Origin of the sequence: Alkalihalobacillus sp. FSL W8-0930 (genome assembly GCA_037965595.1) — a bacterium.
In the GTDB taxonomy this organism is placed as follows: Bacteria; Bacillota; Bacilli; order Bacillales; family Bacillaceae_D; genus Alkalicoccobacillus.
In genome coordinates this window covers 331,543-351,676 of record CP150183.1, presented here as the reverse complement: position 1 = coordinate 351,676, position 20,134 = coordinate 331,543, and the positions used below count along the sequence as shown (strand labels likewise).

The following is a 20,134-nucleotide window of genomic DNA, read 5'->3' as shown; positions in this document are numbered from 1 at the left end:
GGTGAGGTGATAGGATGAGTGAAACTCAAACAGTAGACCCTTTAAAGAAGGCAAATCAGTTCAGCTTATATTTGGCAATTATCCTATTCCTGTTCAGTTTGGGCAGCGTAACTTGGGGTCTGTTCGGCCTTCCAGCCATTATTTACGCTCTCGTTTGTATTAAGAAATATGAGGGTGATAAAAAAATGCTATACATCTCAATCATTTTGAATGCGTATTCTTTTTATCGATTTATTTATTTTTATGTTGAGTATTTTAGTAATTTGAATTGAAAAGAGATTAAGGTACAGTGAAGTCCTCGTTTTTAGTAGAATTGAGGGCTACTTTTGTAGCTTTTCTTAATAGTTAGGATTATGAATAACTGAAAAGTTTATTTTCTTGAGTTATTAATACTTAATTTTTTCAAAATATTGTTCTATTTTTTTTAATTTCTTTTTTTGCCTTCCGTTTGAGCCTTCCATAAAACCAAATTCAAAGAACTTCACTTTCCTTATCCCTACGAATTGGAATAAAGCTCTTTTCATTAGAGTTTTGTGAGCGTTATTTAACCATAGGAAGGGATAGTGAGTGGGCCCCTTCATTGTAGAGATACACACTACGTTTTTTCCTTTTAATAATCCTTCAGGAAAAAGACCTTTCTTGTCTTTATAAGCGAAATTAGAAGCAAATAATTGATCAATGTACCCCAAAAGCATAGCTGGAGGTCGCCCCCACCATATTGGATAAACAAAAACAAGTTTATCTGCCCACAGCAACTGTTCTCGATACTTATCTAGCGCAGGGTCCTTATGCATATCTCGTCTTCGTTTATGCTCGTTAAATACTAAGACAGGATCAAACTCCTCTTTATATAAATCTAAAATCTTCAGTTTTGTGATAAGAGAATTTTTCTTACTGCCTTCAATGACACTCTGTAAAAACGCACCATTTAGACTCTGATGGTTTGGATATGTATAAATAACAAGTAGATTCATTTCTTGCTCCTTAGTTATCATTTGATAACTAAATAGTACCATCTCTTCTTTTAGTTATCAATTGATAATTGTTTTTTGATAACTATTTTGGTATCTTTCATTAAGAGGTGAAGAAATGAGTAGAGAAATACTCTTCAAAAAGATGATCGAATTTATAACGTCTATTCATCAGGTGAAACACGAGCTAACAAAAGATGCTAAGCCCAGTTCTATTACTCAAGGGCAGTATAACATTCTAGAATTGATTACTGTAAGCCAACCAATAAGTCCGAGTGAAATTAGCGATTGTTTGAATATGTCTAAGTCTAATACGAGTCGTGAGCTAACTAAATTAAGTGAAAAGAATCTCCTTCACAAATGGAGCGATGCCGAGGACCACCGAAAACAATTCATCCAATTATCAAACGCAGGAGAAAATATGATGAATGAGGCATTTGCAACGATTGAATCTCGTTTTAGTAATCGACTGGAGCACCTTTCAAAAGTGGATTTAGAAGAAATTGAACAGGCAATGCAGACTCTCAATGAGAAGTTATTAAAATAGTTAAATGATAAAGAATAGAAAAAAGATCTCTGTCGTCTTTTAGATGACAGAGATCTTTTTCTGATTAAGAACAACTTATTCATCAATTATTTCACTCAAAAAACGGAAAGCTTGTCCCCTCTTCAAGTGACAGCACAAAGGCTTTAACCAAATCCTTTGTTGCTTGCAAATCTCCCATATCGATAACTTCAACTGGAGAATGCGCATAACGTGATGGAATCGATAGGACTCCTGTTGGAATTCCATGATTGGCGAGACTCATCGCTCCTCCGTCTGTACCAATACCGGGGAATACCTCTTTTTGATGCGAAATATTCTGCTCTTCAGCCAACTGAACAAGTTGATCGCGGACAGCTGGATGAGAGATTAGACTGAAATCAAGCACCTTGATGCCAGTTCCTCCACCTAGTGTAAGGGACTGGTCCATTGTTTCCTCAGGTGTATCACTCACTGCAGTCGTGTCGATTGCAATTGCAACATCTGCCTCTACTTGGCGAGCCGCCACTTGTGCACCGCGTAAGCCGACCTCTTCTTGAACTGTAAATATCGCTGTAATTGAACCGGAAAACGCAGTATTTCCAAGCTCTTCTAGCATCGTAATGATTACAGCGCAGCCCGCACGATCATCAAACCCTTTACCTACAAAGCGACCTGTCGATTCATCACCCAAGTACTCCATATTCGGTTTCCATGTTATAGGTGTACCAATCTCGACGCCTAGTTCAACCGCGTGCTCCTTACTTTTTGCGCCAATATCTATGTATAGATTTCGATGATTCCGCACTTTGCTAGCATCATCAAACTTTGCATAATGGGCAGAAATACTCCCGATTACTCCCGTGAGCATCCCTTTTTTTGTGCGCAACTGAACCTTTTGTGTTAACAAGAGGCGATCATCGTTCCCGCCAAGCTTCTCGAAGCGAATTAATCCATTCTCCTCAATCTTTTTCGCAATGAACCCAACCTCATCCATATGCGCAGTCACAATTAGATGTGGACCCGGCTTACTCCCCTTTTTTGTCGCAAACACATTTCCTAACGCATCAACCCGCACATGATCCACAAGTGATGTCACACGTTCTTTAATCCATTTACTAACCGGCTGTTCATTTCCACATGGACCATGTAAGCCCGTTAATTCTTCAAGTAATTTCTTCATGATGTGTCCTCCTCTAGTTTGCTTGTGATAAGTATACCGTTTTAGTTAGGAATGCGAAATAAAGTAGTCTGAAAATAGTAGTTGTGTACGTTATAAGTGGAATTGCTTAAGTTGAATGCGTTTGATTAGCCAAGTATTGCTTCATCTGTTTGTCATGGTGCACGTCATGTTTCACAAAAATCTTTAAAAAGCTCTCAGCAGAAAACGCTCGCTTTTTTCCTCCGATTGTAAACCGGTCTTCTGGATTAACACTCGAAATCATCTGAATCAATTCCTTTCTATTTTTTAAAAAGAGATCAATCACTTCGTAAACAGAATGATCCTGAAGCCTATTAATAACACTCTCATTCTGATCATCATGAGTCGGAAATGCCGGTAGATCAACTCCATGTCTCATATTCGGCACCATATACATGAGATTGTATTTATCCCATCCGTATAAGTGTCCTATAATCTCTCTAATGGACCAGCCACCTTCGTTAATAGGAGTGGTTAATACTTTTTCGTCTAGTGCTTTATACGTTTTACATTGATCAATTAATTCCTCAAACTGTTTGATTGTTTTATTCATAAGACTTCACCTCATCGTTTCTTAATGAATATACGGCCATATCTCGAAATTGACCTTTAATCATATATTCATCACGTAAGACACCATCTAAATGCATACCGAGCTTCTCTAAGACCTGTCTGGATTGAGTGTTTTCTTTTATGCAAGGTGCTTTGATGATGTTCAAATTCATCTCATTATATCCGTATTGTATGACTTTCTTAGCTGCCTCTACTGTGATCCCATTGCCCCAATAATCTTTAGATAATACAAACCCGATCTCAGCGCGAGCATGCTGTGGAAACCAAGTAACAAAATCAAACGTTCCAATCATCTTGCCCGTTTCCTTATACTCAATCGCCCAAGGTGCGAGCTTGCCACCCTCATATTGACTTAAAATAAATTGAATAAACTGCTCACTGTCAGCAACCGTTTGATGCGTTTCCCATGGGACATACGTTGCTACCTCTGGAATTGAACAGTATGCAAACATATCCTGAACGTCATTTTTAGTGACCTTTCTTAGGATGAGTCTTTCCGTTTCTAAAGTAGGTAACTGAAAATAGGTTTGTTTCAAGAATTTCACTCCTTTATTGCCTTTTACCATATATTCTCTTAAATTTTTTTAATTCCTTTATGAAGATCTAATAGAATAAGATCAATCTCTAATACAAAAAACCACCCGGCTTGGGTGGTTTTTTGATATTTTGCTGATGTTTGAATTACGTTATGCGCACTCCGGCCACTACTCGTGCATCACACCTTCATTCCCGCGCATTCCGGCCCTAACTCGGGCACCTCACCTTCATTCCCGCGCACTCCAGCCTCATCTCGCGCACCTTTCCTTCATTCCCGCGCACTTCAGCTCCCGCTCACTTCATCGAATTAAATCGTCAGCACCCCAACAGCCATTGGCGGCAGACGCAGTTCAATTTGTGTGCCGTTCACTGTAAAGTCTTCGTAAGCGACTGGTTTTACCTGCTCTGGGCTTTCAAACGTGTTATGAGCATTTGTCTCTTCAGCACTTAGAATTCGTCCTGTGATTTGATCTAATTTGTCTTCATATCCACGCACATCAATCTGCACAGTGGTTGGATTCTTGTGATCTACATGGCAGAAGCTGATGTGGATCTGATCGTCTTTTGTTGAGGCTTGGACACTGACAGCCGGGATGTTCTCGCCTTGCCATTCGTATGGGTTACTTTCCACATCGACGTCTAGTTTGGTTGCATCCTGATGTACTTTAAACATTTCGAACACGTGATAGGTTGGGGTGAGAATCATTTTATCCCCTTCTGTTAGGATCATCGCTTGAAGCACGTTCACGGTTTGAGCGATGTTCGCCATTTGCACTCGTTCGTTATGTTTTTGGAAAATATGAAAATGCAGCCCTGCAACTAGTGCGTCACGAATAGTATTTTGTTGGTATAAGAATCCTGGGTTGGTGCCTGGCTCTACGTCAAACCATGTGCCCCACTCATCTACAATCATTCCGACGCGTTTGTCTGGATCGTATTTATCCATAATGAGCGAGTGTTTCGTAATTAACTCGTCCATATGTAGTGCCTTTTTCATCGTGATGTACCATTCGCTTTCTCGTGAATCAAGGGCTGACCCTTTTCCTTTAAAGAAGTCGCCTGGAATGGTGTAGTAGTGAAGGCTCAATCCGTCCATCAACCACCCAGCTTCACGCATTAAGACTTCTGTCCAATTGTAGTCATCGACATTCGCTCCACCGGCGATTTTGTAGATTTTATTGTCTCCGTAGTTCCGTACATAGGTCTGAAATTGTCTGTACAGATCTGCATAAAATTCAGGACGCATGTTCCCGCCGCAGCCCCAGTTCTCGTTGCCTACACCAAAGTAAGTGAGCGGCCATGCCTTGTCGCGACCGTTCTCTTTTCTCCAGTTGGCCATTGGTGATTCACCGTCAAAGGTCATGTACTCTACCCATTCAGACATTTCCTGAACAGTGCCACTTCCAACATTTCCGCAAATGTAAGGCTCTGTTTCTAGCATCTCACATAGCATCATAAATTCATGGGTACCAAAGTGGTTGTTCTCAACAACCCCGCCCCAATGAGTATTGACCATTCTCTTACGATTTTCGCGGGGGCCTACGCCATCTTTCCAATGGTATTCATCGGCAAAGCACCCTCCCGGCCAACGTAGGACAGGGATGTTCAGCTTTTTTAATGCAGCTACCACATCGTTCCTGATTCCATTTGTATGATTGATTTCTGAGTCTTCACCTACCCAGAATCCTTCATAGATGCAGCGACCTAAATGTTCGGCAAAATGTCCGTATATGTTTTTGTTAATGGTTCCTTTTTGAATATCACTATTAATAATTACTTTCTGACTCATCATTATCCCTCATCTCTTTTATTTCTTTGCATCAGGTACTGGGCGTCCGAACTCTGGAAATCCATCTTCATTCCAACTAAATGTTTGTGCTCGTGTATGACGATTCGGGTCATATAAGGGGTCTCCTGTAATCTCTTTATAATTACGAGCATGATAGATTAGTACATCTTCAGCTCCATCTTCTGAAACCGTAAAGCTGTTATGACCGGGACCAAATTGGCTGTTTTCATCATCGGTTGTAAGCACAGGCTCAGGTAGCTTATGCCAAGAGGATGCATCAAGCAAGTCACTTTGTTCATCTGCATACATTAATCCCATGCAGTAGTAGTGGTTGGTCGCACTTGCAGAGTACGCGAGAAAGATTTTTCCATTTCGTTTAATGATGGCCGGACCTTCATTTACCAAAAATCCAATCCGCTCCCAATCATATTCAGGTGTAGCAATCATCACCTGTTCTCCTTTAAGAGTCCACGGGTTTTCAAGCTCAGCGATATATAGGTTTGAGTTCCCCTCAATGTCTGGATCCTTTTGAGGCCAGACGAGATAAGAGGTTCCATTGTGACTAAAGTAGGTCGCATCAAGTGCAAAGGACTCCCATTTTGTTTTGATTTGCCCCTTTTCAATCCATTTGCCCTCTAGCGGGTTTGGAGACTCATTTTCTAACACAAACATACGGTGATCAAATAAGCCCTCATTTGTTTCAGTCGTTCTGGCTGCCGCAAAATAGATATACCATTTCCCGTTGATCGGATGAATTTCTGGAGCCCAAATGTTTGCACTTAACGGTCCAGTCTCATATTTTTCCCAAACCACTTTTGGTTCTGCATCACTTAATCCATTAATCGTTTTCGAGCGCCTTACCTCAATACGATCATATTCAGGAACCGACGCTGTCATATAGTAGTAGCCGTCTTCATGTTTGTACACCCACGGGTCAGCTCTCTGTTCTACTACCGGGTTCTTGTACGTTGTATTTGTTGTCATGTGATCCACTCCTATGTTTGGGTTAGTGTGCCATCTCTTCTTTGGTAAGCTTGATGGCTTTATTTTTAGCTAGATATGTCACGAATGCGATTAGCACAAGCAAAAATCCAATCATGTCCATGGATGCTAGCAGGACCGCTCCCCAGATCGCCATCCAAATTACTGCTCCTTTTTGGATGGTGTGGTCCTTGATTTTGACGGCTACAACAAAAGTAATGATGGCACCGATCAGGACGAAAATACCGTATAACATGATCACCTGTAGAACATTGTTCACCATTTGAGAGCCTGCAATCGCAGTACTGAGTTCCTGGCTCTCGAGTCGGGCGGCTCCTTCGCGGTCAAACCAGTTGTAGTAGCTGAAGATTGTTAGCATAGCCGTACATGCATTCCAAATTGCAGCAATGATGAGTAACTTTCGTTCAATTCCTCGTTTGATCGTTATCATCTTTCATTCACCCTTTTATCCTTTAATTCCTGCATTCAGTTTAATCGCTTGCACAAAGTACTTCTGTGCAAATAAGAACAGGAGAAGTGTCGGTATAATAGCGAGTATGGCTGATCCCATTAATTGACCAATCATTCGGTAGTTTCCGTACACATCTTGAAGGAGCAATAGACCTGCTGTAACCGGCATTTTCTGTACATCTGTATACACGATGACCGGCCAAAGGAAATCATTCCAAGACCCCACAAATGAAAATAGTCCGCATACAATAAGTACTGGTTTAATCAAGGGAAGGATGATTCGGAAAAAGATGACGAAATCACTTGCACCGTCAACGCGTGCAGATTCGTCTAGTTCCTTAGGTATTCCTTTCATGAACTGTCTGACTAAGAAGATATTCCCCATTCCAGCTAAACCAGGAACAATCATAGCCCAAGGCGTGTTAACCCAGCCCAATGTATCAATGATTTTGTAGGAAGGAATAAGATTCACGACATTCGGAAAAAACGAAATGGCAAGTAACGTGAAAAAGAGAGCGTCTCTTCCTTTAAATTTCATACGGGTGTAACCATATCCAGTTATTGAGACGACTACAATGACAAGTAAGGTGTGTGTAGTTGAGATAAAGATAGAGTTCCAAATCCACTGAAGGATTGGGGCACTCGATGTATTCTCCAAAATCGCGACATAGTTATCGACAATCCAGTTAACGGGTAACAGTCGAAATCCTTCGTTTACCACTTCCGTTTGTGATCGAAATGAGGTAGTAATTCCAAATAAAACAGGTACTAACCAAATGGCACTGACTAGGATTAAGAACGTATAGGCTAAATACATAGATGGACTAAAACGCTTACTTTTATTAAGTTTAATGGGTTTTGATTGAGCGACCGTTGGCTTTGCCACGTTGACCCTCCTTTACAATTTGACTTCTACACCGCATTACGGTTCATCAGGTAATATTGAATAGCAGAGATCACAAGAATAACAAGACCAAGCATGACAGCCATTGCCGAAGCTACACCTGCAATGGATTGACCATGACTAAATGCCAGATCGCGAATGTACATCATCAGAACTGTTGTACTTTGCTGTGGTCCTCCGCTCGTCATCATTAAAGGCTGAGCAAACACATTAAAGGAACCGGCTGTTGTCATAACTAAGGTAAAAATTAATGGAAAGCGAATGGAAGGTAATGTAACATTAATGAATTTGCGGAATGAACCGGCACCATCAATTTCAGCTGACTCATACAAATCAGGTGAAACCCCATTAATGGAAGCACGGTAAATGATCATATTTCCACCAATTCCTGCCCAGATTGTAATAGCAATGATTGTAATCCAAGCGTATGGTTGAGTTGCTGACCAGACTACGTCAGACCCAAAGAGATTATTCGCTACACCAAGCTGCTTATTAAAGATTAATGACCAGATCAGTGACGCAGCTGAAATGGAGATCAAACCAGGAATGTATAGTAAGGTTTGAAACATATTTTTAAACTTTACGTCCTTCTGCTCTAAAGCAACTGCTATTAATAGTGGAATGATGATCATGAGTGGAACTGTAATTAACACAAAAATGAATGTGTTTTTCATTCCGTTATAAAATTGTTGATAGAAGGTTGAATCTGAGTTAAACAAAATCGTTCGATAGTTGTCTAAGCCTACCCATACAGGATCACTGATCATATTCCATTTTGTAAATGATGCATAGATTCCAAAGATGGTCGGCAAAAGAATAAAGACAAGGAACAATACAATATGTGGACCAACAAAAAGAATAGGACCCAGGTTCACTTTTTTCATCTGATTTACACACTCCCTTCATTGGAAAGCTGGGACAGGAAGAGGATAATTTCTCTCTAGCACCGCCCCAGTGGCCTTCGAATTCTATTCTTCAACCTCTTCTTCGACTACATTCTCAAGGTCTAATGCACCTTCTTGAATTTTGTCTTCAACAAAGCGTTGCATTTCGGCTAGTCCTTCATCAACATCAATTTCCCCATGGACCATATCCGCTGCATACATATCTACCGCTTCGGCCACGTACGGATAATGGCGGTACGTATAAATGTGTAGGGAATCTGTTTCTTCTTCAGTCGACGTGAAGAAGGATTGTAAGTAATTTTCGTATTCAGGACTTTCAGCCACATCGACACTAGCTACAATTTGTCCGGCTTCTGCCCATTCAATTGAGTTAGCTCTCATATACTCAAGGAATTCTCCAATTCCTTGTTCCTTCTCATCCGTTCGATCCTCACTTGTCAATAAAGCAAACAGGTGAGAAGATGCCCGGTTGTGGAAGTTCGAAGGATCAAATGCATAGGTGTTTGTGACTCCGTAATTTAAGCTTTCAACTTGAGAGTGGCCAATAGAGCTCCACGTTCCGTCCGTTGAAAACAGTACATTCCCTGACTGGAACATGAGATATCCATCTTCACCATAAGGCGTCATGATTCCAGCATCTGATAATTCCTTAATCGCTTCAATTGCTTCCTTCATCTCAGGGGTATTAACCGTTGGATTCCCTGCCTCATCCTCAATATCTCCGTTTAGATTCTGGATTTGAGCTAATACAACCCAGCCAAGTAGAGAGTCATTTAGTACATAATCGCCTTCATCTAACTCCCCTTGTAATGAAAGCATCTCGTCAAACGTCACTACATTATCATCTAGAAAACTTTCAACTCCGTATTTAGCAAGCAAATCTTCGTTGTAATACATTGCGCTACCATGAATGTCGAGAGGAATCGTATATTGCGTCCCGTCTACTTCTCCTGCTGTCCAAGCTTCCGTTAAATAATTTTCTTCTTTTAATTCTGATTGCTGACCCATAATCGTTGTCATCGGTTCAAGTAAATCCTGATCCACAAAGTTTGGAACACGATCTGCGTGAATGATGGACAAGTCTGGAATTCCATTACCTGAATTCAATACTGTATACATTTTCGTATACATGTCAGAAGTGATCACGTGGTTCACCTTGTACTCAGGATCGGTTTCATTGTATTCCTTTACGAGCGCATCCATGTTTGCACCATCATCCCCAGTTAATGGTGTCCAAAATTCAATCGTAAACTCATCATTCCCACATGCCCCTAAAAGCATGGTTGCACCAAGAACAGCAACTAGCCCCGTTACCTTTTTCATATTTGTGACTCCCCCCAATTAAAATATGATAACGCTTTCAGTGAGTATTAAAAAAACACATCAACATTAATTTCATACGCATGTTTGATTCATCTTAGTACTAATTATTTTTATTTGTACGTATAACTTATTTCTGATTATAACGACTGTTCCTTCTCTTAGCAACATAAATTTGGCAGTTTTCATACAAATGTATTCGACATAACTCTACAAAAAAGCAGAGGATTTGGACCTCTGCTTCTTAGAATTTAATTCACTTTTGTACCCCATAGTGCTTCTCCATCCTTAGATGTGAGTGTAAATGTCTGCACGTACGCGGACTCATTTGGATTATATTGCGTTAAGTAGACGCCTTCATAAGTGGTGCCATCTAGCTTAATCTCCGCACGGTTTTGCCCCATGCGTTTCCAGGTTCCTGTCCGATCACCAGAGACTTTATTATTTTTTTCCAACGTTACTTGTAACGGTCGATTAATCTCTGCCGTTAATTCTGTTCCATGTTCGATCACCTGGTACTCACCAATTAGCTCCTGACGCCCAACATTCTCTTCAACCTCTCCTGCATGTCTGTATGGTGAAACAACTGGCCACCCTTCTTTATTCATAAAAAACTGGTGGACTCGTAATTGATGCATCTCGCCACTATCTGGGAATCTAGTGTGAAAGACGACAAAGCGTTCATTCGTTTCGGGATCAACATAAATGGAGTTGTGCCCAGGTGATAGATAGCCTGAGCTTGTATCTCCCTCGTCAAATTGGAAATTCCCCATCAGTTTATTTCCAATGCCTTCATGGTCCCGACTTCCAACCTTATTACGCACTGTCCCATCATCTAAAGACTCTGGAAAAACAGCTGCTTGACCGGAACCATCTACATACGGACCATTTGGAGATTCAGAGCGGAAGACTCTCATCTGGTATCCGCCTGTTGAACTTAACCCTCCGTACGTTGTAAACAGATAATAGTAATCCTGTTCCTTGTCGTAGTAAACGTAAGGCCCTTCTATTGAGTGGCCGTAGCCCCCTGCAATTTTTGTACCAAAGTATCGATCAATCATTCGACCATCATCCGTGGTACCGTCCTCGCCAGGATGAATGGGTTGACCCGTTGCAGGATCAACCTCTAACACATAGATCCCTCCTGCCCAAGAACCATAAGTCATCCATAAAGAACCCGATTCATCGAAAAAAAGATTAGCATCAATTGAATTTGTGTACAGGCGATAATTGTATCCTCCGTTTTCTGTGAACCATTCTGGATTCGGCTCTTCAAACACGCCCTCATCAATTAAATCAGGGATATTTGTATTCTCCCAGTTTTTATTCACATCGCTATTAGCATCATACGCATCCCCTTCATGGAATCCAGAATACATAATTGTATCTACATACTCAAAAGGGCCATCCATGTCCTTTGATACGGCATACCCAATGGCAGACCGAATGTACGTGGAGGACACACTATAATACATCATGTACGCACCCTTTGATCCATCCTCGTGAACGTAATGCTCATTCCAAATGATCTCAGGCGCCCAGACAGCATACCCCCCACGACTGTCTGCGTCATTCTCCCCTGCCCATTCAAAAGATTCTGCTAGATTAACAGATAGATCACCATAAATGGTGTTCCCTGGCGTAGTGTAGCCATTCGTATAATTCTCCCAGTTAATTAAATCAGCTGATTTCGCGCCATCAATATGAGAACCAATTGCGTAAAACGTGTCTCCTTCCTTTACAATAGACGGGTCGTGAACCGTTGCGTTTTGAAAATCAATCTCCGTATTGGTGCGTTCATTCATTGTTGCCCCTCCACTCTCACTATAGAATCCAAACGTCAGCAAACCCACAGCCAAAGCACCCGCAACATATCCACCTTTTCTCATTAGCTAATCTCCTTTCGATGATTTTTGATAACGCTTACATAATTATGCTACCATGATGATCTTATACGTACAACTATATAAAAAATTTAGAAACTCAAAGTTACGGTGATGGTATGCTTGATGAAAAGATGAAAGGGAGAACCTGAATGATGAACGTAACGTCCTACATTGACATTAGTAGGAGCAGTGGAGACATTGTATCGCTTACCTTGGATCTTCCACCTGAAGATAAACTGAATCAGCTTCCCAATAAGGCTCTGCTCTCAAAAGAAGAGGCTACAGACATTTTCAAACAACAATTCAAAATGGAGCTAGCTTATGTGATAAATGATTCAGACGATGAAGGCAATCCCATCTACTCACTCAGCTACCTCCCATCTTTCACTGAAACAGTAGGGTACGTTCGAGCGATTGATGCGACAACAGGTGAATATTACTTCGTAGACGTAGGAGATGCATTCTTCAAATGAAGCACACAAGATTCGCTTGCCTTTGCTGCGGCTACAAGACACTAGACGAAGAACCACCTGGTACATATGAGATCTGCGGAGTATGTTTCTGGGAAGATGACGACTACCAATACACGTATCAAAATGAAACAGGAGCCAATCGCGTATCCATTAGAGAGGCCAAACGAAACTTTCTCGAGTTCGGCGCATGTGAGAAGGAAAGTATTCCGCATACACGTAAGCCAAAACCAAATGAGATGTAACAAGTCTCCTCAGAGAGACTTGTTATGTAGATTTTTATCATTGTGGATGGGTCTCTTTGTTGATTTCCTGCTCTCTTTGTTGATTCCTTGCTCTCTTTGTTGATTCCTTACTCTCTTCGTCGATTCCGTCCTCTCTCCGTCAATTCCGTCCTCTCTCCGGCGATTCCGCCGCTCTCTCCGGCGATTCCACCTCTCTCTCCGTCGATTCCACCGCTCTCAACCCACTGCACTCTACACAAAATACCTCCTCCCCACTCTCCTCATCACAACCAAACTCAACCAGCCCCCAAGCAGCAGTAGTCCGAGCGCCCCTGCCCATCCGGCTGGCCGAATTCCAACCCATTCCGCTGAGATTCCGATCATAATTGTCAGAAGAATAATCATCACAGCTCCAGCCAATCCGAAGATACTGCCGAAGCGTCCCATCATGGCTACAGGTATTTGGTTTTGGTAAAAGGTTAAAAATCCAGTGCTCGCGAAAATGGAAGCGAAGCCCATAATCCACACGGCAACTGCAGCACTAAGAAAGCCTTGTGAGCTATAATACAAAAGGTATCCTATCGCGGCTAGGACTGAGCCAAATCCAATCAAAACATGCAACTTCAATTTTTCCACATAAAGAGTATTTATAATGGTACCTGCAATAATTCCTGTTCCGAATATGCCTAGTAAAAAGCCATAAGTCGAATCTGATAGGTGGATCACTTCTTTTGCAAATCCTGCTTCTATTGAATCAATGGCTGTCATCACAACAATCGTGCCTGCAAATAGTAAATAAACTTTAACAACATATACCGATAATTTACTAAACGATAGAACGGTATGAAAGTCATGTGTAATTAACCTCCATGTGAGCGGCTCCGCTTTCTCCTCATTCGCTGCTTCTACATTTGGCAAAAGCAAAATAATCCCGGCTGAAAAAAGTAATGCCACCCCATTCACAATAATAGCTGTGTCGGTGGTTCCAATCCAGAAGAGTACGCCTGCGATCATTGGTCCGAGAAGTGTTCCGCATGAGTTGATAAACCCGCGCAGTGCGTTAAACCTCTGACGATCGCCTTCTGGAATCAGCTTTGTCATATAGACCATTGATGTCGGTTCAAAGATTGCTGTTCCCATGCATACAATCAGTGCCATGAGATAGACAAAGGGTAGTGAAGGCATTAGGGGAATACAGAAGATACATAAGGCTCTCCCTACATCTAGCCAGATCATCAGGTGACGTGTATTGACCCGGTCTATCACACTTCCTGCCCATACACTCGAAAAGATTGTTGCAATCGGTCCAAGAATATAAAGGAGGCCTACAGCTAGAACCGAACCCGTTTCGTTTAATACAGTCAGGTTAAGGGCGATTAAGTACACCCATCCTCCAATATTTGAAATGCCAATGCCTCCTAGTAGTAAGAAAAGAGTTTTCCATTTGCCCAACGACACCGCCTCCTTTTTATTTGAAAAACCAAATAAAAAAACTCACCCCCAAAACATCATTGTTTTGGGGGCGAGTATCCGTCGCGGTGCCACCCCATTTTACCTCTTTATTACTAAAGAAGCCTCATCAGGTACGGCATGACGAACAGCCTGCGATACCTTATCTCTATAACGGGAGAACCCGTTGCACCATCAAGATTGGTAGAATCCATCCGATACACAGCTCCAAGACTTGGTTCAGCATGTTTCCTCACCCCTCCTTCTCAGCTACCAGAGGTCTCTGTATGTGGTTCCCATGCTTACTCTTCTTTTCATTGCTTTTGATGTGGAATTTCTCATAATATTATCCTTTTATTGGTTGGTTGTAAATAGCAAACTTTATCTTTATTCCGTGATACACTAAATAAAAAAATAAGCGAGGGATCCCATTGTCAAAACACCGTATCTACACAACAAGCGTTGCGAGTGTCTATCCTCATTATGTAACTAAGGCAGAGAAAAAAGGACGTACCAAGGAAGAGGTCGATGAGATCATTCGTTGGTTAACTGGATATACACAAGACGAACTTGAAGAAATCATTGAAAATAAAACAGATTTTGAAACATTCTTTTCAGAGGCACAGAACATGAACGCATCTAGGGAATTAATTAAAGGGGTTGTCTGTGGCGTACGTGTGGAAGAGATTGAAGAAACCACCATGCGTGAGATTCGTTATTTAGATAAACTAATTGATGAACTGGCAAGAGGTAAGAAGATGGAAAAGATTTTACGAACATAAATACTTAGATAAGCCTCTTGCCTGTTCAAGAGGTTTTTATTTGTAGTTGTTCATTACTTGTGATAAAAATAGAGTGATCACTCAATATAGAGGTGAATATAATAATGAGTAAAAAAAGAGAAGCTTTACTTACAAGTGCTGAGCGCTTATTTTATGAAAATGGCTTTCATTCTATTGGTATTAAGCGAGTTCATGAAGAAGCTGACGTATCATTGATGACGCTCTACAACCATTTTCAATCAAAGGAAGAGCTTATTTTAGAAGTACTAAAAAAGCGAGAAGAAAGATACTTTGAGTTTCTTGAAACTAACTCTCCTACGGTTTTATCAATTGCCACTGCACATCTGGACTGGCTTCAGTCTCACCAGAATGGCTGTTTATTCTTACGCGCAAAAGAAGAATTTCCAGAAAAGAATCATTTGATTTATCAATATGTGATCAACCATAAAAATTCTTTGATTTCATTTATCGAGCGTTGTGGACACTCTGCTAAAGAATCGTTTCGTTTAGCCTTATTGCTAGAAGGGGCTACAGCTATGTCAGAAATTCATGACACAAATGAAGTCCGTGAAGAAACGTTAAGTATTATTAGAACGCTTTTCTAAAAGTAAACAACCCTTAACTCGTTGTTTACTTTTTCTTTCACTATATATTATAGTGATCGTTCTATATAAAAGGAGATGATAAAAATGTGGAAGCTCTTGTTTCCCAGTATTGCTATGATAGCCATTACGTATGCATTTGCTCGATTTAGTTTTGGATTATTTCTCCCTTCTATTACGGATAGTCTTACTTTAACAGAAAGACAGGCTGGTATTTCAAGCTCCTCTGCTTATCTAGCTTATACCGTTGCCTTGTTAACTTCTTCATCCTTTATTCGTACATTCGGGCAAAAACGAGTCATCCAATTTGCTGGACTTACTGCGGTAATCGGGTTGTTCATGATTTCTAGCTCCTATCATTTTTTAATGCTTACAATTGGAACATTTATTGCAGGACTCGGGAGTGGCTGGGCCTCTCCTGCATTTAGTCAGGTAGTCGTAACCTCTTTAGAGGAAAAGGAACGCGACAAGGGGAATACGTGGATTAACAGTGGTACAAGCTTTGGTTTAATCCTTTCGGGTCCAATCGCATTACTATTAACAGATCAATGGCGACTTGCATTTGCTTTCTTTGGTGTCGTTGCACTCGTCGTGCTCATTTGGAATTCATTTATCATTCCAATTAAAAAGTCCGAGATTTCTAAAGTGAACCTCTTTGAGCGTTCCATTTTTGCTAAGGCTAAATACTTAATGATTGCATCACTCATTATAGGAATTGGTTCATCTATCTTTTGGACCTTTTCTAGAACATATCTAACTGCTCAATACAGTATGGGGAGTCATGAGAGTTCATTCTTCTGGGTAATCATGGGGATATCTGGTGTGATCGGAGGAATTGCAGGCGTGGTGATTGCCAAACTCGGTCTTAGAGTATCCTATCTTTTTGCGGTTGTGGTTATAGCAGCTTCTATGTACCTTATTACAATTTCCTCTGCACCTTTTATTTACCTTTCTGCTGTTCTATTTGGCACCTCGTATATCTTTATGACAGGTTTGTTTATTGTGTGGGGAACAAGGGAGTTTTCAAGTATGCCTGCATTGGGAGTCAGTCTTTCCTTTTTATTACTAGGAGTTGGACAGACTGTCGGATCCGCAGCTGCTGGAGAACTCATTCAAGTGACTTCCTTTCCTTTTAGTTTCATCAGCTTTTCCTTCATTTGTTTACTTAGCTTACTTGTTCCCGTGAAAATAACTACCTATGAAACATAAAAAAAGGAGAGCTTCGTTTGAGCTCTCCTTATTTCTTAAGATCAGACTGTAGCATCCCAAACACGATACTATCGGTCCACTCACCTTTGTTCCAGAAATCTTGAATAAAATGAGCTTCCTTTCTCATCCCTACTCGATCACACAGCCTTAAAGAAGCTTCGTTTCGTGCGTCCAAGTTAGCTTGAATTCGGTGAATATCTTTTTCTGCAAAAAGTTTTTGTATGAGTTCTTTAACCGCTTCACTCGCGTATCCCTTTCCACTAGCTGATCTTGCAAAACTATATCCAATCTCGACCGTATCTTTCATTCCGGTATACCAAACAGATAGGTCACCAATCACTTCTGACCCTATCACTACCGCTAAGCTTAGCGGCTTTTCGTTAGTCAACAGATGATTGTTTAGCTTTTTCTTGAAATGAACTTGTTTGTCCTCTACCGTCCACGCTGAATACAAAAGATATCGGCATGAGTCCTCGTTCGAATAGATCTGAAACACATCTTCAAGATCTTCTCCTTTAAACGGTCGTATGTGTAGCCTTTCCGTTGTAAATTCCACCTTTTCACCTACTCAATCTATTATTTTCAGAACAAAAATGATACTGAGAAACTAAGCCTTACTTAATAATACCTCTCTAATTTCATCAATGATCGTATTTTCTAATCCATCCATATGTAAAGGATGAGTCAAAGAAATAATCGATTGCTAAGGCTGTCATTTCTTTTTCGTGCAGACGATTTGATGAGATGATCGTCTGCCTTTCATTTTTTTCAGAACAAGTGGAGGGGAAATGGGAGACTCCTATGGATACAACACGTGGTGAAGACACTGTAGTGAAGGGTTCCCACGGAAAGCAAGCATTTCTCCCGGAACAGATGGATTGCTTATATTCGTGTTTTATAGGCTGATTTACTGTAATGTCCCACCCTCTTCCTCTTTTATCTTGTTATTCGAGCTTTTTACATTGCCTTTGAATATAAAATAAAGGGCAAGCATCATAAAGACTAGGGCGACCATTCTTTTAAGATCAAGCGGTATAAGTAAACTGTTAAACCACCCAAAATGATCAATCACTACACTTACAACAAGCTGCCCAATAATGACTGTAATACTTGTAGCAATCACACCTATCTTTGGAACAGCGAATACATTAAACAGTAGAAAAATCGAGCCTAGAAAAACGGCACTTAATTGCCATGTGGGAACACTAAAGAGTAAAGAAAGATCACCTTCTCCAAAAAATAGAATGATTAAAGCAAGAAACATAGAGCCTGAAACAAACGTCAAAAGTGTTGTTTCAATCGTCCCCGCTACTCGACTAAAGGTCCCATTTATTGCTGATTGAGCACTAAGTGTGATGCCGCCAATGATTGTAAAGAATACAATTAAAATACCCATAAAAAACTCCCCTTAAAAAACTAGAATAAGAGCTATGATCATACAAACAACAGAAAGAATCTTCTCTTTGTTAATTCTCATTCTGCTGATACCAAACCATCCAAAATGCTCAATAACCATACTTGTTATTAATTGACCTAAAATGACGGAGACCATTGTTATACCTACTCCTACTAATGGAACGCTAATAACAATCACTGTTAAATAAACAACTCCTAATAAACCTCCTAATAACGACCACTTCGGAGCCTCAGTCACATACGAAATTTTACCTTTTCCGAAAAACAACCATAATAGACCAACAATGATGGACCCAAAAAGAAAGTTATAGAAACTCGTTTCCAATTTTCCAATTGTATTTCCTAATTCAGCATAGATGGCTCCTTCTAAACTAAGAGCAGCACCAGCAATTAAAGCAAAAATGTAAGCAATATAACGCATAAATCCTCCCATTTTTATATATTTAAATATCTAGAAAAACCGATATGTAGAACTAAAAAAAAGAAATAAAAGACTGGATATTAGAATTCTAGTTTAAAGTAATTTCTAATATCGTCTATCGTCTTTTCATTTCTTCTATAGTATGTCCATTGTCCATACCGGTATGACTCTAACAATCCAGCCTTCTGCATCATGTTTAAGTAACTAGAAACAGTGGACTGAGAGACATTGGCTTTCTCTTTGATGTCACCAACGCATACTCCTCCAACAAACTCTACATCCTTTGGGATATGAGCTCCCTGTTTTGGAAAGTTATCCTCCGGGTGTTTTAACCATTTCAGGATATTAAGCCGTGTTTCATTCGACAATGCTTTAAAAACATCAATAGGTTCCATAGCGCTTATTATATCGTGATTTCTCGATATGTCAATTAATAATTGTCTGTCTTAAGGAATAAACGCTAGTCCGTAGATATTTTTGAAAACGGTTGCAAATACTCATTATGATGGTAGATTATACTTAATTAATCTACTTAACTAAGTGGATGACCAAAATTCATTTATATGGAGGGTTCGTTAAAATGAGCTATCTGTCATTAACATCCTGGAGCTTAAATAGACTTCTAGGGCCTTTACATTGGACCAAGTGGGATGATGTGAACCAAACAATTGTTACTCAAGTATCTCCCCAGCTAGAAGTTCACACTTTATTAGAGCTTCCTGGTCTTTTAGCTGAAAAAGGGTTTGAAGCAATGGAGATTATCCATCCTCACTTCCCCTCAGTAGATGAAGAATACCTTCAAGCATTACGTTCCGCAGTGGAGCATGCAGGGATTCAATTTGATACTCTTCTATTAGACTATGGAGACATTACCAGTGAGAATCCAACAAGACTTGAAGCAGATATCACTTTTATAAAGAAGTGGATTACCATTGCTTCTAAAGTTGGTGCCGCAAACATTCGAGTAGTGGGCGGGGATGCTCATCCCAATAACGAAGAGCGACTTGCCTTTGCTGCCGAGCAGTTAACGCAATTAGCCATGTTCGGAAAGAAAAAAGGCCTTCATGTGATTACCGAAAATTTTCATTCCTTAACTTCAACCGCTGAAAATTGTTTGTATCTAAATGAGCACTCTTCGATTAATGGTCTCATTTCAGATTTTGGTAACTTCTCTGCTGAATCCAAGTTATCCTCTCTACGAAAAACGCTACCACATAGTAAATCCATTCATGTGAAGGCTCAGACAAACGAAGATGGAACAATGAATAAGACAGAGTTAATTAATTGTCTTGATATCGTTTCAGAGTTAAATTATTCAGGGCCGTTAACACTTGTTTACGATGGACCTGGAGACATGTGGGAAGGAATTGCCGAAGTTAGAAAAGTGGTTTCATCGTACTTATAATCCAATCGAACGAGGCCGGGATAAAACTAAAATCAATAAAAATGGCGAATGATTCAATCGCAGAATCATTCACCACTCGTGGTTTTATCTGAACA

The 20,134-nt window shown here is 40.4% G+C and carries 25 protein-coding genes and 1 other annotated feature; of the genes, 8 read left to right on the top strand and 17 right to left on the bottom strand.

Features of this window, described 5'->3' with window-relative positions:
- Positions 1-14: 14 nt before the first annotated feature.
- Positions 15-272 carry a hypothetical protein gene (locus tag NSQ54_01970; protein ID WYP26903.1) on the top strand — a complete coding sequence of 86 codons (258 nt, stop codon included), beginning with the start codon at positions 15-17 and terminating at the stop codon, positions 270-272.
- A gap of 114 nt (positions 273-386) precedes the next feature.
- On the opposite strand, the gene NSQ54_01965 is transcribed toward NSQ54_01970, so the two are convergent.
- Positions 387-974 carry an NAD(P)H-dependent oxidoreductase gene (locus NSQ54_01965; GenBank protein ID WYP26902.1) on the bottom strand — a complete coding sequence of 196 codons (588 nt, stop codon included), beginning with the start codon at positions 972-974 and terminating at the stop codon, positions 387-389.
- A 115-nt stretch (positions 975-1,089) separates the two neighbouring features.
- Here NSQ54_01965 and NSQ54_01960 point away from each other — a divergent pair, with 115 nt between their 5' ends.
- Positions 1,090-1,518 (top strand): MarR family winged helix-turn-helix transcriptional regulator, encoded by a 429-nt coding sequence (locus NSQ54_01960; protein ID WYP26901.1) that lies wholly within the window; start codon positions 1,090-1,092, stop codon positions 1,516-1,518.
- 91 nt (positions 1,519-1,609) lie between these two features.
- Here the strand turns inward: NSQ54_01960 and NSQ54_01955 are convergent, their stop codons facing one another.
- The 10 genes from NSQ54_01955 to NSQ54_01910 form a co-directional block, all read right to left on the bottom strand.
- Positions 1,610-2,677 (bottom strand): M42 family metallopeptidase, encoded by a 1,068-nt coding sequence (locus NSQ54_01955; GenBank protein ID WYP26900.1) that lies wholly within the window; start codon positions 2,675-2,677, stop codon positions 1,610-1,612.
- Between the two features lie 106 nt (positions 2,678-2,783).
- Positions 2,784-3,248 (bottom strand): DinB family protein, encoded by a 465-nt coding sequence (locus NSQ54_01950; GenBank protein WYP26899.1) that lies wholly within the window; start codon positions 3,246-3,248, stop codon positions 2,784-2,786.
- Positions 3,241-3,804 carry a GNAT family protein gene (locus NSQ54_01945; GenBank protein ID WYP26898.1) on the bottom strand — a complete coding sequence of 188 codons (564 nt, stop codon included), beginning with the start codon at positions 3,802-3,804 and terminating at the stop codon, positions 3,241-3,243. The genes NSQ54_01950 and NSQ54_01945 overlap by 8 nt, the downstream gene beginning before the upstream one ends.
- 308 nt (positions 3,805-4,112) lie before the next feature.
- A complete protein-coding gene (locus NSQ54_01940; GenBank protein WYP26897.1) occupies positions 4,113-5,594 on the bottom strand; it encodes an alpha-N-arabinofuranosidase in 1,482 nt (493 codons plus the stop codon).
- Positions 5,595-5,612: 18 nt separating this feature from the next.
- Positions 5,613-6,578, bottom strand: coding sequence for a family 43 glycosylhydrolase (locus tag NSQ54_01935; GenBank protein ID WYP26896.1), 966 nt, complete (start codon positions 6,576-6,578; stop codon positions 5,613-5,615).
- 22 nt (positions 6,579-6,600) lie between these two features.
- On the bottom strand, positions 6,601-7,026 hold the full coding sequence (locus NSQ54_01930) for a hypothetical protein (protein WYP26895.1): 426 nt from the start codon (positions 7,024-7,026) through the stop codon (positions 6,601-6,603).
- Between the two features lie 15 nt (positions 7,027-7,041).
- Positions 7,042-7,863, bottom strand: coding sequence for a carbohydrate ABC transporter permease (locus NSQ54_01925; protein ID WYP28479.1), 822 nt, complete (start codon positions 7,861-7,863; stop codon positions 7,042-7,044).
- Between the two features lie 95 nt (positions 7,864-7,958).
- Positions 7,959-8,834 carry a sugar ABC transporter permease gene (locus NSQ54_01920; GenBank protein ID WYP26894.1) on the bottom strand — a complete coding sequence of 292 codons (876 nt, stop codon included), beginning with the start codon at positions 8,832-8,834 and terminating at the stop codon, positions 7,959-7,961.
- Positions 8,835-8,918: 84 nt separating this feature from the next.
- A complete protein-coding gene (locus NSQ54_01915; GenBank protein WYP26893.1) occupies positions 8,919-10,178 on the bottom strand; it encodes an extracellular solute-binding protein in 1,260 nt (419 codons plus the stop codon).
- A gap of 248 nt (positions 10,179-10,426) precedes the next feature.
- A complete protein-coding gene (locus NSQ54_01910) occupies positions 10,427-12,064 on the bottom strand; it encodes a glycoside hydrolase family 43 protein (GenBank protein ID WYP26892.1) in 1,638 nt (545 codons plus the stop codon).
- A 146-nt stretch (positions 12,065-12,210) separates the two neighbouring features.
- Between NSQ54_01910 and NSQ54_01905 the strand changes: the two genes are divergently transcribed.
- Entirely contained in the window at positions 12,211-12,534 is a 324-nt protein-coding gene (locus tag NSQ54_01905) for a hypothetical protein (protein WYP26891.1), read from the top strand.
- Complete coding sequence (locus NSQ54_01900; GenBank protein WYP26890.1) at positions 12,531-12,776, top strand: CPCC family cysteine-rich protein; 246 nt, start codon at positions 12,531-12,533, stop codon at positions 12,774-12,776. The genes NSQ54_01905 and NSQ54_01900 overlap by 4 nt, the downstream gene beginning before the upstream one ends.
- A 107-nt stretch (positions 12,777-12,883) precedes the next feature.
- On the opposite strand, the gene NSQ54_01895 is transcribed toward NSQ54_01900, so the two are convergent.
- Complete coding sequence (locus tag NSQ54_01895) at positions 12,884-13,015, bottom strand: hypothetical protein (GenBank protein WYP26889.1); 132 nt, start codon at positions 13,013-13,015, stop codon at positions 12,884-12,886.
- Positions 13,008-14,207, bottom strand: coding sequence for an MFS transporter (locus tag NSQ54_01890; protein WYP26888.1), 1,200 nt, complete (start codon positions 14,205-14,207; stop codon positions 13,008-13,010). The genes NSQ54_01895 and NSQ54_01890 overlap by 8 nt, the downstream gene beginning before the upstream one ends.
- Positions 14,208-14,270: 63 nt before the next feature.
- Positions 14,271-14,531 (bottom strand) — a binding site (T-box leader).
- Positions 14,532-14,635: 104 nt separating this feature from the next.
- Between NSQ54_01890 and NSQ54_01885 the strand changes: the two genes are divergently transcribed.
- The 3 genes from NSQ54_01885 (at position 14,636) to NSQ54_01875 (ending at position 16,797) form a co-directional block, all read left to right on the top strand.
- On the top strand, positions 14,636-14,986 hold the full coding sequence (locus tag NSQ54_01885; GenBank protein ID WYP26887.1) for a DUF2200 domain-containing protein: 351 nt from the start codon (positions 14,636-14,638) through the stop codon (positions 14,984-14,986).
- Between the two features lie 104 nt (positions 14,987-15,090).
- On the top strand, positions 15,091-15,591 hold the full coding sequence (locus NSQ54_01880) for a TetR/AcrR family transcriptional regulator (GenBank protein WYP26886.1): 501 nt from the start codon (positions 15,091-15,093) through the stop codon (positions 15,589-15,591).
- A gap of 84 nt (positions 15,592-15,675) precedes the next feature.
- Positions 15,676-16,797, top strand: a complete 1,122-nt coding sequence (locus tag NSQ54_01875) for an MFS transporter (protein WYP26885.1) — start codon at positions 15,676-15,678, stop codon at positions 16,795-16,797.
- A 28-nt stretch (positions 16,798-16,825) separates the two neighbouring features.
- Here NSQ54_01875 and NSQ54_01870 read toward each other — a convergent pair whose 3' ends face one another.
- The 4 genes from NSQ54_01870 to NSQ54_01855 form a co-directional block, all read right to left on the bottom strand.
- Positions 16,826-17,353 carry a GNAT family N-acetyltransferase gene (locus NSQ54_01870; protein WYP26884.1) on the bottom strand — a complete coding sequence of 176 codons (528 nt, stop codon included), beginning with the start codon at positions 17,351-17,353 and terminating at the stop codon, positions 16,826-16,828.
- Between the two features lie 351 nt (positions 17,354-17,704).
- Positions 17,705-18,193, bottom strand: a complete 489-nt coding sequence (locus NSQ54_01865; GenBank protein ID WYP26883.1) for a DMT family transporter — start codon at positions 18,191-18,193, stop codon at positions 17,705-17,707.
- A gap of 12 nt (positions 18,194-18,205) precedes the next feature.
- Entirely contained in the window at positions 18,206-18,634 is a 429-nt protein-coding gene (locus tag NSQ54_01860) for a DMT family transporter (protein ID WYP26882.1), read from the bottom strand.
- An 80-nt stretch (positions 18,635-18,714) separates the two neighbouring features.
- Positions 18,715-19,029: a metalloregulator ArsR/SmtB family transcription factor gene (locus NSQ54_01855; protein WYP26881.1), complete on the bottom strand. Its 315-nt coding sequence runs from the start codon at positions 19,027-19,029 to the stop codon at positions 18,715-18,717.
- Positions 19,030-19,214: 185 nt separating this feature from the next.
- Here NSQ54_01855 and NSQ54_01850 point away from each other — a divergent pair, with 185 nt between their 5' ends.
- Positions 19,215-20,039 carry a TIM barrel protein gene (locus NSQ54_01850; protein WYP26880.1) on the top strand — a complete coding sequence of 275 codons (825 nt, stop codon included), beginning with the start codon at positions 19,215-19,217 and terminating at the stop codon, positions 20,037-20,039.
- The last annotated feature ends 95 nt before the right edge of the window (positions 20,040-20,134 follow it).

Excerpts from the sequence above, each read along its gene's own strand:
- NSQ54_01970 (WYP26903.1), top strand. The coding sequence starts at position 15 with ATGAGTGAAACTCAAACAGTAGACCCTTTAAAGAAGGCAAATCAGTTC.
- NSQ54_01965 (WYP26902.1), bottom strand. The coding sequence starts at position 974 with ATGAATCTACTTGTTATTTATACATATCCAAACCATCAGAGTCTAAAT.
- NSQ54_01960 (WYP26901.1), top strand. The coding sequence starts at position 1,090 with ATGAGTAGAGAAATACTCTTCAAAAAGATGATCGAATTTATAACGTCT.
- NSQ54_01955 (WYP26900.1), bottom strand. The coding sequence starts at position 2,677 with ATGAAGAAATTACTTGAAGAATTAACGGGCTTACATGGTCCATGTGGA.
- NSQ54_01950 (WYP26899.1), bottom strand. The coding sequence starts at position 3,248 with ATGAATAAAACAATCAAACAGTTTGAGGAATTAATTGATCAATGTAAA.
- NSQ54_01940 (WYP26897.1), bottom strand. The coding sequence starts at position 5,594 with ATGAGTCAGAAAGTAATTATTAATAGTGATATTCAAAAAGGAACCATT.
- NSQ54_01935 (WYP26896.1), bottom strand. The coding sequence starts at position 6,578 with ATGACAACAAATACAACGTACAAGAACCCGGTAGTAGAACAGAGAGCT.
- NSQ54_01930 (WYP26895.1), bottom strand. The coding sequence starts at position 7,026 with ATGATAACGATCAAACGAGGAATTGAACGAAAGTTACTCATCATTGCT.
- NSQ54_01925 (WYP28479.1), bottom strand. The coding sequence starts at position 7,863 with ATGTATTTAGCCTATACGTTCTTAATCCTAGTCAGTGCCATTTGGTTA.
- NSQ54_01920 (WYP26894.1), bottom strand. The coding sequence starts at position 8,834 with ATGAAAAAAGTGAACCTGGGTCCTATTCTTTTTGTTGGTCCACATATT.
- NSQ54_01915 (WYP26893.1), bottom strand. The coding sequence starts at position 10,178 with ATGAAAAAGGTAACGGGGCTAGTTGCTGTTCTTGGTGCAACCATGCTT.
- NSQ54_01910 (WYP26892.1), bottom strand. The coding sequence starts at position 12,064 with ATGAGAAAAGGTGGATATGTTGCGGGTGCTTTGGCTGTGGGTTTGCTG.
- NSQ54_01905 (WYP26891.1), top strand. The coding sequence starts at position 12,211 with ATGATGAACGTAACGTCCTACATTGACATTAGTAGGAGCAGTGGAGAC.
- NSQ54_01900 (WYP26890.1), top strand. The coding sequence starts at position 12,531 with ATGAAGCACACAAGATTCGCTTGCCTTTGCTGCGGCTACAAGACACTA.
- NSQ54_01880 (WYP26886.1), top strand. The coding sequence starts at position 15,091 with ATGAGTAAAAAAAGAGAAGCTTTACTTACAAGTGCTGAGCGCTTATTT.
- NSQ54_01875 (WYP26885.1), top strand. The coding sequence starts at position 15,676 with ATGTGGAAGCTCTTGTTTCCCAGTATTGCTATGATAGCCATTACGTAT.
- NSQ54_01865 (WYP26883.1), bottom strand. The coding sequence starts at position 18,193 with ATGGGTATTTTAATTGTATTCTTTACAATCATTGGCGGCATCACACTT.
- NSQ54_01860 (WYP26882.1), bottom strand. The coding sequence starts at position 18,634 with ATGCGTTATATTGCTTACATTTTTGCTTTAATTGCTGGTGCTGCTCTT.
- NSQ54_01855 (WYP26881.1), bottom strand. The coding sequence starts at position 19,029 with ATGGAACCTATTGATGTTTTTAAAGCATTGTCGAATGAAACACGGCTT.
- NSQ54_01850 (WYP26880.1), top strand. The coding sequence starts at position 19,215 with ATGAGCTATCTGTCATTAACATCCTGGAGCTTAAATAGACTTCTAGGG.